16 protein-coding genes are annotated in these 14,647 nt (G+C 52.2%); 2 read left to right on the top strand and 14 right to left on the bottom strand.

Going from position 1 to position 14,647, the window contains the following annotated elements:
- Positions 1-57: 57 nt before the first annotated feature.
- Complete coding sequence (locus tag MKX63_RS27205; RefSeq protein WP_341021586.1) at positions 58-627, bottom strand: TetR/AcrR family transcriptional regulator; 570 nt, start codon at positions 625-627, stop codon at positions 58-60.
- A gap of 208 nt (positions 628-835) precedes the next feature.
- On the opposite strand from MKX63_RS27205, the gene MKX63_RS27200 reads away from it, so the two are divergent.
- On the top strand, positions 836-1,279 hold the full coding sequence (locus MKX63_RS27200; RefSeq protein ID WP_341021585.1) for a DUF4395 domain-containing protein: 444 nt from the start codon (positions 836-838) through the stop codon (positions 1,277-1,279).
- Positions 1,280-1,384: 105 nt separating this feature from the next.
- Here MKX63_RS27200 and MKX63_RS27195 read toward each other — a convergent pair whose 3' ends face one another.
- The 8 genes from MKX63_RS27195 to MKX63_RS27160 form a co-directional block, all read right to left on the bottom strand.
- Positions 1,385-1,729, bottom strand: a complete 345-nt coding sequence (locus MKX63_RS27195; RefSeq protein ID WP_341021583.1) for a DUF6054 family protein — start codon at positions 1,727-1,729, stop codon at positions 1,385-1,387.
- Positions 1,730-1,777: 48 nt separating this feature from the next.
- Positions 1,778-2,308 carry a hypothetical protein gene (locus MKX63_RS27190; protein ID WP_341021581.1) on the bottom strand — a complete coding sequence of 177 codons (531 nt, stop codon included), beginning with the start codon at positions 2,306-2,308 and terminating at the stop codon, positions 1,778-1,780.
- A 112-nt stretch (positions 2,309-2,420) separates the two neighbouring features.
- Positions 2,421-3,353, bottom strand: a complete 933-nt coding sequence (locus tag MKX63_RS27185) for an NAD-dependent epimerase/dehydratase family protein (RefSeq protein WP_341021580.1) — start codon at positions 3,351-3,353, stop codon at positions 2,421-2,423.
- A 672-nt stretch (positions 3,354-4,025) separates the two neighbouring features.
- Positions 4,026-5,012, bottom strand: a complete 987-nt coding sequence (locus MKX63_RS27180; RefSeq protein ID WP_341021579.1) for an ROK family protein — start codon at positions 5,010-5,012, stop codon at positions 4,026-4,028.
- A gap of 243 nt (positions 5,013-5,255) precedes the next feature.
- Positions 5,256-6,041, bottom strand: a complete 786-nt coding sequence (locus tag MKX63_RS27175) for an ABC transporter permease (RefSeq protein ID WP_341021578.1) — start codon at positions 6,039-6,041, stop codon at positions 5,256-5,258.
- 8 nt (positions 6,042-6,049) lie between these two features.
- Entirely contained in the window at positions 6,050-6,844 is a 795-nt protein-coding gene (locus tag MKX63_RS27170) for an ABC transporter permease (protein WP_341023302.1), read from the bottom strand.
- A 70-nt stretch (positions 6,845-6,914) separates the two neighbouring features.
- Complete coding sequence (locus tag MKX63_RS27165; protein ID WP_341021575.1) at positions 6,915-7,970, bottom strand: ABC transporter ATP-binding protein; 1,056 nt, start codon at positions 7,968-7,970, stop codon at positions 6,915-6,917.
- Between the two features lie 74 nt (positions 7,971-8,044).
- A complete protein-coding gene (locus tag MKX63_RS27160; RefSeq protein ID WP_341021573.1) occupies positions 8,045-8,827 on the bottom strand; it encodes a GTP cyclohydrolase II in 783 nt (260 codons plus the stop codon).
- A 232-nt stretch (positions 8,828-9,059) separates the two neighbouring features.
- Here MKX63_RS27160 and MKX63_RS27155 point away from each other — a divergent pair, with 232 nt between their 5' ends.
- Positions 9,060-9,386: a winged helix-turn-helix transcriptional regulator gene (locus tag MKX63_RS27155; RefSeq protein ID WP_036728810.1), complete on the top strand. Its 327-nt coding sequence runs from the start codon at positions 9,060-9,062 to the stop codon at positions 9,384-9,386.
- Positions 9,387-9,487: 101 nt separating this feature from the next.
- On the opposite strand, the gene MKX63_RS27150 is transcribed toward MKX63_RS27155, so the two are convergent.
- The 5 genes from MKX63_RS27150 to MKX63_RS27130 form a co-directional block, all read right to left on the bottom strand.
- Positions 9,488-10,369 (bottom strand): ABC transporter permease, encoded by an 882-nt coding sequence (locus tag MKX63_RS27150; RefSeq protein WP_341021571.1) that lies wholly within the window; start codon positions 10,367-10,369, stop codon positions 9,488-9,490.
- Positions 10,366-11,358: an ABC transporter ATP-binding protein gene (locus MKX63_RS27145; protein ID WP_341021569.1), complete on the bottom strand. Its 993-nt coding sequence runs from the start codon at positions 11,356-11,358 to the stop codon at positions 10,366-10,368. The genes MKX63_RS27150 and MKX63_RS27145 overlap by 4 nt, the downstream gene beginning before the upstream one ends.
- Entirely contained in the window at positions 11,355-12,482 is a 1,128-nt protein-coding gene (locus tag MKX63_RS27140) for a hypothetical protein (protein ID WP_341021567.1), read from the bottom strand. The genes MKX63_RS27145 and MKX63_RS27140 overlap by 4 nt, the downstream gene beginning before the upstream one ends.
- A 23-nt stretch (positions 12,483-12,505) precedes the next feature.
- Positions 12,506-13,021, bottom strand: coding sequence for a sigma-70 family RNA polymerase sigma factor (locus MKX63_RS27135; RefSeq protein ID WP_341021566.1), 516 nt, complete (start codon positions 13,019-13,021; stop codon positions 12,506-12,508).
- 228 nt (positions 13,022-13,249) lie between these two features.
- Positions 13,250-14,527, bottom strand: a complete 1,278-nt coding sequence (locus MKX63_RS27130; protein ID WP_341021564.1) for a copper amine oxidase N-terminal domain-containing protein — start codon at positions 14,525-14,527, stop codon at positions 13,250-13,252.
- Positions 14,528-14,647 lie beyond the last annotated feature (120 nt).

Genomic DNA, 14,647 nt, shown 5'->3' with positions numbered 1-14,647 from the left:
CACTCTCGTATCCTCCTGGTATCTGTGTGTATCTCTCTATAGTCTTACGTAGTACGGTTAAGCCAGTATCGCCGGAATGCACTCTGCTGCCGCTTCCAGCGGTTGAATATTTCTGCAGGTCAACGCCTGCAGCAGCGCTCCCTCGAACAAGGAGACCACAACCGAAGCTTTGCGCTCTGCCGCTTCCTCCTGTACCCCCTCCCGGATCAGACGCTTTGCAATAATATCCTGCCAATCCTTGAAGACACACTGGCATGCAGTGCGCAGCTCATGGCTGACACAGGAAGTCTCCACGGCTACCCAGAAGCTGAACGGAACCAGTCCTTCAAAAGAGGATTGCTCCGCCTCATTTGCCATAGACATGATGAAATTCTGCACAGCCAAAGCCGGTGCCGCTTCACCCTCCATATAATGGCGCAATAAATGGGCTACCTCTTCACTAGTCCGGTTAATGCAGGTCAGGGCCAGCTCTTCTTTGCCGTGGGGGAAATAATAATACAAGGAACCCTTGGGCGATTCGCTGTCCTTGATGATCTGATTCAGTCCGGTAGCATGGTACCCCTGTGTAAAAAACAACCTGGAAGCCGTATCCACAATGGCTTCGCGTGCATTAGGCTTGTTCGACAAGCTCTACACTTCCTTATCTTGACGATCCAACAATTATAACAATTGGTCTACATAATAAAACCACAAAGAAACTCCTCCTGTCAATGGATAATAATTTCAAATTTTAATTTTCACCTTGGGATCATAAGACTTAAGGATTGCTTCAACCCCGTTCTGCCGCTATAATCAAATTAAACTTAATAATTCCAATGTGAAAGGTACGATTATAATGAGTCAAAAGCCTGCAATGCAGGGAATTCCCCGGCCGTTAGTGAAGCTCAATCAGGCCTTCATTGTCATATCTGTATTACTGGCCTTACTCACAGGCCTCCACTGGATTCTCGCCTTCCCGCTTGCCGCCGGAATATCAGGTCTAATCTTCGGATATAATCCCGTCATCAGGCTGTGCAGTCCGCTGCTGACGAAGCCACGCTCCGCCTATGTACTGGAAGACCCGGAGCAGCAGCAGTTTAACCAGAAGATTGCCGTCTTCTGTCTGGCGGGCGGACTGGTCAGCTTTCTCACAGGCTGGACAATTGCCGGATATATCTTCACCATCATGGTCGGAGCCGCAGCAACGGTTGCTATTCTCGGCTTTTGCATCGGCTGCTTCATTCATTATCAGTGGAGAATGTACACCTACAGACGCAAGCAGGCTGAGCTTCATAAGTAATTTACACAGAACAGGCCAGCCAGTCCTTGCAGCAGTCTAATACTACTGTCAAGGCCTGGATGGCCTGAATTGCCTCTTCTTCTAAACGGCTTACTCACAACATACTTACTTCACAACGTAATCTTCAAGGATCTCTTCTACTGTAGATGCGAAGCTCTGGCCTGCGCCCCAATCCATCTTAAGAATCAAGCCTTGGGAGGCGCCTGCCGGAATGAGACGGACATTACTCACGGTTCCCTGCAGCAGATTATCCACGATAATTACCAGCGCCGCCTGATTTCTGGACCGGAAGTAAAAGCGTTCATAAATCAGTGTCCCGATCATCCGGCCATTCCTGACCTCGTTAAGCTCCTCATACAGAAGCTCCGACCGCTGTGTCATCCCCTCTTTGATCCGCATCATTACCTCATCCGGCTGCAATTCGACATTCAGTTGATAAGACTCTCCCATGCTTATCCTCCTCACGGAATTATGCTTCAAATCTCAGGTGTAACCCGTTCAGCGTTCACTCTCTGCCACATCCCAGCGGTGACGGAACTTCTCCAGGCGCGGATGGACCTGTGCCGGCGCTTCGGAGAGCAGCAGACGCAGCTTCACGATCCACTCCTCGAAGGAGGCGAAGGAGGCGAACAGATTCGCCATAGCTGGAGTCAGATAGAGAAAATACGGCGCGGGATAGATATCGCTGATATGACGCAGTGCCGAATCAAGCGGGGTATACTTCTTCCGCTTACCTTCGAGGCTCTCTACGGTGATGAAGGACTGTCCCTGCTCTTTTTTCCACTCATGCAGCCGGTCATCCCGCTTATACCAGGCCTTCACCGGCTCCTTCGTCATCCGCCGGACCGTTTCTTCGTGCAGCGGGTAGAGTACCAGCTTCATGAACCTGCGCTCCACTGCCGTCTCCGCCGCCTTAAGCAGCTCCATATCCGATATATGCTCGAACGAATCATAGAAGATGAGCGTTCCCTTACGTTCATTGGCTGGCGGTTCATAGCCATAAGGCATATGCTGTATGTCGCGTGTCATCATATTACCTCCCGTGTATTACTGCCTATAGCATATCATGCTACCCGGGACGGCGTACAATTCTGCAAGCCTGTAATACAAGCACTGCTGCTCATTTCCTTGGCTTCTTCCGCTAACCCAGCTCTTCGCGGAACCATTCTATGGTCTCCCTAATGGCCCGCTTATACGATGTCGGATTGTATTCGGGGAACCGCTTCATGAATTTATTATCATTCAGCAGAAGCGGATACTCGAATTCATATAGAAGCTCATGAAATTCATTCGCTTCTTTATTGAACACACCGGCTAATCCGACTGTCCATGCCGGTAGCGCACAGTACTTGCCCTTACTGCCAGCCGCATGCTGGATATTCATCAGGAATTGACGCCCCTCAATAGCACCGGAGCCGGACACATGCCACTCCCCCTGCTCTCCGCTCTCCGCCAGCAGCACAGCCGCCCTGGCTGCATCGCGGATATAGACCAGATCATGCGGGACATCCAGCTTCACAGGCCACTTAATCGTTCTGGCCTGAAGCGCTCCGCTGAAGATCGGTCCGAATAACCGGTTCGTGACATTGGGACCGTAATAATCCGGGTACCGCGGAATTACATAACGGAAGCCCCGCCGTTCAGACTCTGCCTTAAGCAGCTCCTCCAGCTGATTCCGCAACCTCCCCTTACGGGTCCGTGCCTCCTTCGGATGGCGTTCATCCGCCGGAAGATATTGGAGCTTGCCGTAACCGTAGATATTGCCCGGAAATACCAGGGTCTGGCCGGACTTAAGCTGGCAGGTTACCCTCTCCAGCGCCGCTGGCATGACAGAGTACCAATCCTTATACGGCACATTAAGACAGAAATAGACGGTTGTTACTCCATTCAGCGCTTCAGCAAGCACCTTCACATTCATTACATCTACTGCCGCAATGGTCAGCAGCGGTCCCTTCAGTCTGCGCAGAGCCTGATTGGAACGGTGGTATGTAGCTGTCACCAGCTTGCCCCGTGACAGTAATTCTTGTGTGATCGAATGGCCCAGACCGCCATTGCCCCCAATTACGAGATTCATAACATGAACGGCTCCTTATCGAACGCATGAATACCTTCAGCAACCTGCTAACGGTTCATTCAATCTGTCCGTGATTATAATTCGCAGCGTGGAAGAACCGGATCATCCAACCTGCTTCCTAAGAAAAGGAGGATATATATTCCAATTATCTGCACTGTTATCAGTATATCGCCTGTCAGTTACTATATTCATTGGGTTAATTTGACGATTCATGTCGATTCGGGGCTTATATATGGACATATGGTGAATTATTTGAATTCAATAGTTTTGCATCAGCGCATTTCTGCTCAATTAGAATAGTCTATATAAATTGAACTATTCCTTATCAGATTCAAAATAGTGGAGCAGACGCAGGTTCCCCTTCAAATTACATCTTTTTACCAAGCGGGCGTTGTTCTTCAGGGGCGTTTGGCTTAGCGTAACGGACTGAGCTGCACTTATTTGGGAAGAAAGTCTCCAATTGGGCGAGTAACGGACTCCACAGGCCTTATCCTTTGCACGTTAGCTCCGAAACGTCTCATAGCGAGACTACAAGGTCTTCTGAGTCCGTTACGCTGCAAAAAGTGGCGTTTTCGCGGGGATAAGATCTCTCCGGTCCATTAGATTTTGGGTTGATAGGGTTTAACAAGCTTGTCCATTCTTTTTAATCTGATTCTAGCTCCATTTTTTAGTTCAATCTATATAGTTGTGCCTGCTCTGTTTCCGATAAGCATACACAGCCGCACCCAACGTACCCGCCCTGCTGCCCAGCTCCGCCTGAACAATCCGGCACCGGCCTGCAGACAGCTTCAGCGCATGGGCATTTACGGTATCGCGGACACTATTCAGGAGACGGTCTCCTGCTGCGGCCATGCCGCCCCCGATAATAATCAGCTCCGGGTTCAGCAGATTGATCACATTCGCCAGCCCGAACCCCAGCAGCTCCCCCGTCTCATGCATGACTTCAATGGCCAGGGGGTCTCCCAGATCATACGCCTCCGAGATCATCTGTGCCGTGATTTGCTCCTGATCCTGCTTAGTCCAGGTCTGAATCAGGCTGCCCCTCCCTGCCTCCAGCTTCTCCTTGAAGGTATTCACCATCCCCACTGCAGATACATACCTCCCCAGGCATCCAGAGCTTCCGCAGCGGCAGGGCCGCCCCTGCCGGAACATATTCATATGTCCGATTTCACCAGCACTGAAGGTTGTCCCGTAGAGCACCTTGCCGTCATGGACCATCCCTGAACCGAGCCCCGTCCCAAGTGTGAGCAGAATCAGATGCCTGTGCCCTTGTCCGGCACCCCGTTGCCATTCCCCGTAGAGATTAACGCGCACATCATTGTCTATGTATACATTGAAGTTGTAGTATGGCTTCATTTCGTTGACCACATGGACCTGCTCCCAGCCGGGAAAATTCGGTGAGAAGACCGACAGGCCCTCCTCCGGGTCGAGGAGCCCTGGGATTCCCATACCCATACAGGCAATCTGCGACTCGTAAATTCCGCTTCCCGCACACAGCTGAGTAACGGCAAGCCTGATCCGCTCCAGCACATGGGCCGGACCCAGCTGCGCTTCTGTGGGTATTGATAGCTCCTCTAACGCTGTGAAGTGCTCATCGAATAAGCCTGCCTTAATATTAGTTCCGCCCAGATCAATGCCGACTATGTATTTGTTGTCCATCCAGCTCCATCCTTCTTTCTCTCATTAGAATGCTGTAATTCTCTCCTCTTATTATGCGCTTTCAACTTTTAGTTAAGTAGCATTTTCCGAGCATATGGATAGTACGTTTCACTTGAAAACAAACATCCTGCGGATAGCGATTGCTGTTATATTATTGACAAAGAGGGGTGCCCCGGCAGCCAATACTCATGCTGCGGGGCACCCCTCACTCTATAGCTATTTCATTCCACCGTCTTAAGAACCTTAAGAACCGGCGCCCTTATACCGCTTCACTCCGAAGCTCCAGGCCATCAGGCCGATGCTGAGGAAGACCACACCGACCAGAGGGGTCAGCAGCGCCATCGTCCGCATCTCATCGCGGTGCAGGAACAAGGCTGCCGGATATATCCCGACAAAAGCAAACGGGATAATCCAGGTCAGCAGCACCTGAATCGCCCGGTTGTAGATCGTTACCGGATAACGTCCGTACGTCTGGATGTTATACATCAGCGGCAGAATGCCTGTCGGGGCATCCGAATAGAACGACAACGAGGTCAGTGTCGTATAGATCCCCGTATAAATGGCTACTGCGCTGAGGGTCAGAAGAATCAGCATCGGCAGAGTCCACCATTCAAACGGCAGGCCCAGATTGCTGCCGCTGATCGCCATGATAATCAGCCCGATGATAGAGCCGAACAGGGACGGCGGGTCCACATTCTCCAGGAAGATCTGGAACAGGTTATGCGCTGGACGGGTCAGGATGCGGTCCATTTCGCCTTTGACAATATACCGTTCACTGAAGCCCCACATATTGACGAAGCAGCTGAACACGCCGAACGGCACCATGAAGAAGCCGTAGACGAACACCACTTCGTTCTGATTCCAGCCGCCCAGGCTGTCGGTGTGCATGAAGATGACCAGGATGAAGATAAAGTTCGTCGCCTGGAACAGCAGGTCGGAGATGACCTCCACCCAGAAATCCGCGCGGTAGGTTAAACGTGTTTTCATATAATTCTTCAGATATTCAATCAATAAGCCCAGGTAGTACATAGCTCAGCTTAACCCCCCTGCACGAACAGCCGCTGACGCGCTGCGTGATTTAGCCAGACAATCGGAATGAGCAGAATCAGGAACCAGATGACCTGGATACCCAGCACATTCCAGATGCCTACCCCCTGCACGCGGCCTGTAAATACAGAGCCCGGCAGATAGGTAATCGCTTGGAAGGGAAGCACCTTAAGCACGGAGGACAACCAGTCCGGGAATAAGGTAATCGGCACAATCAGCCCTGAGAACAGATCCACGACCACACGCTTCATGCGCATCATCCCCTCATTGTTCTCCACGAAGAAGGCTGACAGGCCTGTGATAATATTAATCTGCGAGCTGATCAGGAAGCTGAAGAACAGCATGACCAGGAACCCGGCCCAAGCCGAAGGCTCCGTCGGGAGCTGTACCGGAAACAGCAGAATGGCAATCAGCATGCCCGGAATCATCAGCATCATGAAGCGGAACAGGCCTTCGCCGAGACCCTGCATCATTTTGACCAGCACATAATTATAAGGACGGATGAACTGGATCGCGATGCTTCCATCACGGATATCCGTAGAGATCTCCCGGTCCAGATTGTTGAAGTAGAAGGCCCGCGCCATCCAGGACACCGCCACATAGGTGGTCATCTGCGCCCCGGTAAAGCCGCCAAGCGATTCACCATCGCCATAGATCGCTCTCCAGGTGAAATAGTTCACCCCGATATTAAGCGTGTAGATCAGAATCCCCGAATAGTAATTCACCCGGTAAGCAAGCATGGTCAGGAACCGGATACGGATAAAATCAAAATAAGCGCCAAGCAGCAGCCTCCGCCCATTCTCCCGGGAACCGCCCGGAGAACCGCCGGAGGAGGGCACTGCCGTTGCCAGCTTCTCAGACATGGATAACCTCTTTCTCATCGCTGAGGGCGGCAATCCGCTCCTCCGGCTTCTCAGCTGAGCCTGACTGGTAAATACTGCGGACGATGTCATCCGTGTTCGTTTCGATGATTTTGATGTCTGTTATATCGGCCTGGCCGACGACACGGCCCAGCACATCCGATACATTCAGCTCCAGCGGAATCCAGACCTTGGCCGCCAGCTCATTCTCCGCGGTCCAGGTAACCGGCATGCCGTCCGTCCAGTGGATCAGCTGCTGCAGCTTCGTAGCCGCTCCGAACTGGAACTGCACCTCACGCCCGGTTCCCCAGCGCTGCTTCAGATCCTCCAGACCTCCGTCATAGATAATCCGCCCGTCATCAAGCATGATGACCCGCGAACAGAGCGCTTCGATGTCCTGCAGATCATGTGTTGTCAGCAGGATAGTTGTGCCATGCTCCCGGTTCATATCCTTCAGGAATTCACGGATCTCCGACTTCACGACAATATCCAGTCCAATCGTCGGCTCATCCAGGAACAGAATGGACGGATTGTGCAGCAGTGCGGCTACCAGCTCGCAGCGCATCCGCTGGCCCAGACTGAGCTTACGGACCGGACGGTTCAGCAGATCCTGAAGCTCCAGGCGTTCCACGAGCTCATCGAGCCGTTTCTTGAATTCTTGCTCGGGCACCCGGTATACCTTGCGCAGCAGCTGAAAGGATTCAATCACGCCGATATCCCACCAGAGCTGGCTCCGCTGGCCGAAAACGACGCCGATGTTTTGCACGAACTTCTCGCGCTCCTCATACGGCACGAAGCCGCCAACAGTCAGACTGCCGGCGGTAGGGACAAGAATTCCAGTGAGCATCTTGATCGTCGTCGATTTCCCAGCACCGTTCTCTCCGATATATCCGCAGATTTCACCTTCGGGAATGCTGAACGAGATATCCTTGACTGCTGTCACTTCGGAATACTGCCTTTTAAACAAATCAGCGAAGGCCCCTTTGAGGCCCTCGCGGTTTTTTTGGACTTTGAAGGTCTTGCGCAAGTCCTGCACTTGAATTGCATTCATAGGTTACCTCACTAAGCTAGGATTGGGTTCAGTACCCCATTATAATGGAATGGATGCATATCCGTCCAGCTTGCTTATTTAGCTACTCTTCCCTCAAAAAACTCCGCACCCGGCACAGCCTCCAGATGTCCGGAACGGGCCACCTTGGTCCGCAGATACTTCTCATTGAAGACCGATACGTCACCCCATAGCGGCACCCGCTTCACCGTGTTCATTCCGGCAGCCCGCAGCGCTTCCAGCTTCTTCGGATTGTTGGTAATCAATGTCACCGGATGGCTGCGCAGGTGTTGAAGCACGCTGATCGCATCGGTGTAATCTCTGGAATCATCGGCGAATCCAAGCTCCAGATTGGCCTCCACAGTATCATACCCTTCTTCCTGGAGCAGATATGCCATTGCTTTGCTGAACAGGCCAATCCCTCTTCCTTCATGATTCGCCAGATAAAAGAGTGCTCCGGCGCCATGCTGGGCAATCATCTTCATCGACTGGTGCAGCTGGAACCCGCAATCGCAGCGCTTGCTGCCAAAGATGTCCCCGGTGTGGCAAATGCTGTGCATCCGGATCAGCGCTTCCTCGGAATGCTCGAAATCTCCGTAGACCAGAACACTGGACTGCTGTCCATCCGCAAGCTTCATTGAGGATAAACGGCTGATGAGCAGCTCGGTAGCCTCCTTGCCTTCAGCGCGCTGAAGCTCTTCGTCCGTCACGTTCAGCCAGCTGTACCATTTGAAGGTGATGGTCTCCCCATCCAGATTAACAGGCAGAGTTATAGGTCCGACCAATATATTCGTGGAGTTTTCCATAGGAATCCGGCTGATTTTGTTCTGTAGTATAGAAAGGATATTTGGGTTGATCATTAGAGCACCGTCCTAAAAGTTTGATAGTATAAGCTTTCTCGACTCCAATTCGCAAACTTACTGCGAAAAGAATACACTTCGTTTTAAATTTTGATATTTAACTTTCTTCATAGTAACTATTTGTAAGTTAGTTTATCATTGTAATATAACTTCGTCAAGTTATAATATATATTTAAATATTTATAATTACTTATTGTAAGTTTATGATATAATGAATGCTGAGGTGATCCTTATGAATGATTTTGAGATGTGCCCCCGGTTTGAGAAAGCCGTGGATGTACTGAGTAAGCGGTGGGTCGCCCTGATCGTATTCGTCCTGATGGATGGTCCGCGGCGGTTCGGAGAAATTGAGCATTGCTTGTCCAACCTTAGCGGCAAGGTCTTGTCTGACCGGTTGAAGGAAATGGAGACGGAAGGGATCATACAGCGTACTGTATATCCTGAGATGCCCGTACGAATTGAGTATTCGTTAACCGATAAAGGTACGGCCCTTGCCCCCATTCTTGGAGAGATCGGTAACTGGTCTACGGATTGGATCGAGATCGGCGTGACCAAATGATTCCCGCACGGCACGCGAAGCAGCGCCCTTGAAGCTCCTGAACAGGAACCTTCGGGGCGCTGCTTTGTTTGTTTTTTAAAAATAGTAAGCATGGCTGATTCCTACAGATCCTTACGCTGAAAGCACAGCAGTCCCAGCCCAAAGATAACCACAGTGTAGATTACAGCGTATACGACAAAGCTATTAGACGGGAACGAATTGAAATTCAGCAGAGTAAGCGCCCCGCTATCCATCGATACCAGGCCATTCATATCCTTCAAGCTGAACAGCTCAACAGTCATTCGGCGCTGCAGGGTATCTGCGGGCATAATCATCGAGATCATTCCCGTCAGATTATTCAGCACCTTCAGTCCATCCTCCGCAAGTCTCAGCGACCCGCTAAGCTTATCCACCATCCCCCCAAGAAATCCTGCCCCGTAGAGCATCGTCATGAACACACCGTTGCCAAGCGCGGAGAATAGTCCTGAACCCAGCATGGATACAGAGATTAACAAGGGAACTACAGAGGCGAACAACAGAAATGACTTCGCAAGCACGACCGTATCTCTGGGAACGTTCGCGTGGGCACTTGTAATCAGCAGAATGGCAGTGAACAGAATGAGGGCATAGATCGTTCCCAGCGTGACGAAGCCCAGCCAGCGGCCAAGATACCATTTCCAGCGAGGCAGCGGCCGGGGCAACAGAGCCTGCATGACCCCCTGCTCTGCTTCACCGGCAATCACCGAGAAGGAGCTGAAGATCGCCAGAAAGGCTATAACGAACGCGCCGAAGAAGAAGCCCAGACTCAGAATAAAAGCGCCGTTCATGAACTGCATGAATAACCCGCTGCCATTCCCCAGAGTTCCGGCCCCCGGATCGTTTGTTCCCACGGTATCCGCCACGAACCAGAAGGCAATCAGGAACACCAGGGTCAGCAGCAGGGTTAGCAGCATCACTTTTTTGCGCAGCATTTCTTTCCAGGTCATTGCCAGTATGGTTCTCATTCCTTCTCCCCCCTATGACTGAGCCCGGCTACCGCATCCATGAACCAGTCCTCCAGCCGTTCAGACTGGCGGTTCACCTGGTACAGCGTCATCCCCTGCTCCACCATCAGCCCGTTCAGCCAGCCAGCCTGTTCCTCATGCTCCAGCTCCGCCTCCAGCCACACGACACTTGAATCTGACTCCTCTTGTGCCGGATCATAGCCAGATTTACCCGCAGCAGGCACTGATTGCCGGATGGATAACCCTGTATGCTCATTTAGCCAGGACAGCAAAAAAGGCGTATATCCGCCCACTTTGAAATGCCAGCTTGTCTTTTGGTTCAGCATCTCCGCTACTTTGCCGTGCCGCAGGACCGCTCCGTTACTCAGCAGAGCCATCCGGTCGCACAGCACTTCAACATCCTCAAGTAAATGAGAGTTGAGAAAAATAGTTATTCCCCGTTCCTTCAGCTTCTGCAGAATCTTCCGCACTTCCATTCTCCCGATAGGATCAAGGGCTGAGGAGGGTTCATCCAGGAACAGAATCTCCGGGTCATTCACCAATGCACATGCAAGACCCAGCCGCTGCTGCATTCCCTTGGAATAATGCTTGACCCGGTCTCTCCCGCGCAGCCCGATGCCTACCTCCTGCAGGAGCTGCGGAATTCTCTGATCTATGACGGACTTCGGAATCCGGCACAGCTTGGCATGAAGCCTGACCACCTCTTCACCGGTCAGCCAGTCCTGATAGCGGTACAGCTCCGGCAGGTAGCCAATCTTCATTTTGGCTTCCATAGAGCCCAGCGGATGTCCCAGGATGGAGGCATGGCCGCCTGTTGGCGAGATGAGTCCAACCAGCATTTTGACAAAAGTACTCTTGCCGGCACCATTGGGGCCGAGGAAGCCGAAGGCTTCCCCTTTCCCCACAGTCAGAGTAACATCCCGGCAACCGCGCCCGTTCGGATAAGCTTTGGTCAAGGCGTTCGCATCAATCGCAGGGATACTGCTCATTGTGTGATCAACTCCTGTACCTTCTGAATGAACTGCTCGCGCTCAGGATAGATATCTCCGCCGTAAAACTGCAGAAACTGCCCCTTTTGCACCCAGACAGCCGTATAATTGTTAGTGTTACTGTACTTATTTTCAGTAAGTATCACCGGCGTACCGGCCACCGTAATCTGTTCATCATGACTGCCCTTAACCAGCGGCATCGGCAGATCTCCGGACAAGATCCGGCTCTTCTGCAGACTGCTTCGCAGATTGTCGGGAATCAGCGGGAAGTTCACAACGGCATCAACCGCTTCGTCCAGATCCACAGAAGGATCCACAGTAACGACAGGTGTGTTCATCTGCGATAAGGCTCCCCAGTGCTGATCGCTGCCCAGATCGTAATTCACCTGCTCAGGGATATGAAGCGTAATCGGCTTGCCGTCTACAGATGCAGGCAGCAGATTGTCCGAGCCCAGGCGTTTCAGTGCCTTGTTCACTTCCTCCACCTTCAGGTTCAGTGTGATATCATGGGAGCCGCTTACCCGGACAAACTTGACTGAATCCATAACGGAGCCCTTCAGCGGCCCGTAGCCCAGCAGGCCTTGGATATCCTTGAGCGGAACATTCTCCTTCATCTCACCATTAGTGATGGAGACATCACCGAAGACCTCAAGGGATTGCTCAATATTGCCAGTGCCATTCTCTGTGATCTGATAGAACATATCCCGCAGATCACCTTCTTCAACAACTGTAGCCTCCTGCATCTTGAACTGGTTCAGCAGGGCTGCCATGGCTGTATTCCCTACCGGAGTAGCCAGAATTGCTGCAAAAATCGCTACGCCTGCTGCCGCTGCGGCCCACTTGCGGCTACGGCTCATCATAGGCCGGCGTAACTTCCGCCCTGTATTCTGTACTGGCTCCGCTGCTGCAAGGTTATCCGCCGTTGCTGCCGGAAGCACTTCCTCTGCTGTCAATTCTGTTCTATCTGATCTATCAGTCTTGGCCGTCTGTTCCTCTAAAAGGGTCTCTTGTTTGCCCCATGTAGCCCACACCGGATTGACCGGCTCATCTCCCAGCTTCTTCTGTAATTTAGCCCAGGCTTCATCTGTGCTCTGGGGCTGTACCTGCCCGTTTACTCTATTCATGGTTTCTTTCCTCCCGGATCTCATTATTCTTGCGGAATGGACTTCACGGCATGATGTTTCAGTTTGGCTGTCGCCCGGCTTAACAGGGTTCCGACCACCGGCGGCCTCACGCCCAGTTCCACTGCGATCTCTGCGTAGCTGTAGCCCGAATACTTAAGCAGTAAGGCCTGCCGGTCCCGCTGAGGAAGATCCTCGAGCCAGCTCCGTACATCCTCCTGATCCAGCTTGCTGAGGACCACTTCTTCCCCTGTAGGAGCAGAAGCCCCCGCATCATATAACAGCTCCTGCTTGTCGATCAGACGCCGCTCTCTCACCCGCTGGTTCAGATAATCATATCCGATCCGCGTAAGCACTCTATGCAGCCACGCCCCCAGAGCCGCCGGATCATCCGGCGGATTTCTGTAGAGTCTGATAAAAACCTCCTGCGCCAGATCATCGGCAGCACTCTCGTCCCGCACCAGTGCCGCCAGCTTGCGCCGCACACTCGGGTAATGCTCATAAAAGATTATTTTGTATGGGTCTGATTCCGGAATATTCATTAGGTAAATCCTCCTTATCCGCTGCAGCTATAAGTAAGACGGAGGCTACGGCGGATTTGTATCACCTTGCCTCAAGATTTCTCTCCAGCAATGCTGATCTTCTAATTATACGGCAGGCCGGTTGGCCCGCATACATCCACTCCGGGCGCTGCTCTAAGCCTCATCCACAAAAAATGGTCCTCCGGTTAAATCCCGGGGACCGTTTGCGTCTTGCTATTCCATTCCTGACTATTCCTTGTCATAATTCTCGTCGCCAACCTGGATGCTGCCGTCATCATGCTGGAAGAATAGAGAGCTGGATACTTTGCCGTTGCCAAAAGCGAATACGATGGTATTGCCGCTTATCTTGTAGGAACCGCTGTCTGAGCCTCCTGCCCCGCCTGTTGTAGGTGCCCCGCCCTGGACGGTACCAAGCATCAGGTTATCGCTGGTGAAGGTACCATTGCTATTCAGCACTAGCGTCCGTGTCCAGGAGGTCGATCCGGCTGATATCCCGGCCAGCCCTTGGAAGCCGCGGTGAACATAAGTGCCGCTTAAGGTCAGCCCGTTCTTGGCCGTCTTGACCCGGCTGAGCTCAATATCGTCAATATGCAGCTTGCCGGATTTGACCGCAATATCATAGCTGTCCCCGTTACTTAGCTTCAGCTTACCGCTTTGTATCGTGTAAGTCTGGCAGCCGTCACGCGAGCAGTGGATTGTCTCCGGTCCGCCTTGCTTTGGAGCATCCACAACCACTTTATTACCCGGCAGGAAGCTGATGATATTCCAGCACATCCCGCCGCATTCAAACCCGTCGTAGTCCGGGCTGAAGCCGTAGTACATTCCCTGCAGATTGCTCAGATTTACCTGGTCCGAAGCAGCTGGCTTGTAGGAACCGTCTCCGGCCGGAGCATTCGGGACAGTCCCTGGAGCCGGCGGCTTAGGCTGTGGCGGCTGGCTGGCGATCTGCTCGTCATATACTTTTTTGAATTCGGCAATTTGCTTGTCAACTGCCGCCTTCGCCGTTGCTTTGGTCAGGCCGTTCGCCGCCAGATAAGGGTCGGTGTAGACGAGAATCTGCGGCTTATACGGGTTCCATGCCACCAGTGCCTGAGTGGACTCCCCGACGAAGCGGAGCGGGACCATGGTGTAGCTGTCTAGGATTGTTGGCGCTTGCAAAAGTTGAACACTGGTGCCATTGACAGTAGCCGTCTTGCTGCCTATCTTCATTACTATGGTCAGGCCTTCTTTCGTACCGGTTACCGTCTGCTGTGCGGGATTCCAGCCTACCTTAAGACCCATCGCCTCGAACAGCGGACGGAACGGAACCATTGTTGTCCCTTTATCCAGCAATGGAGGCTTCTCAAAAGACAACGGTTTATCGTCCAGATTGACCTCGATCGTTTTGCCCGCTGCCGGCGAAGCTTCCGCGTGGTCCACTATACCCAGTGCCACGGCTACTCCCAGCCATAAGACTGCCGTCCACACGCGCCAGATCACAGGTCCGGTCATTCGCCTTTTTCTCACCCATACCCACCCTTTCCCCAGAACAAACAGATTTTTAAGTTTATAACCGGTATGGCCCCCGTTCAAACAGAATTTTTCAATCAAATGTCAATCCTATGACTTCTAGACTTCACAGAAATA

The sequence above is a fragment of the Paenibacillus sp. FSL R7-0179 genome (genome assembly GCF_038002265.1).
Classification (GTDB): domain Bacteria; phylum Bacillota; class Bacilli; order Paenibacillales; family Paenibacillaceae; genus Paenibacillus_AQ.
The sequence above is the reverse complement of the archived record's forward strand: the minus strand, read 5'-3'. Positions and strand labels throughout refer to the sequence as shown.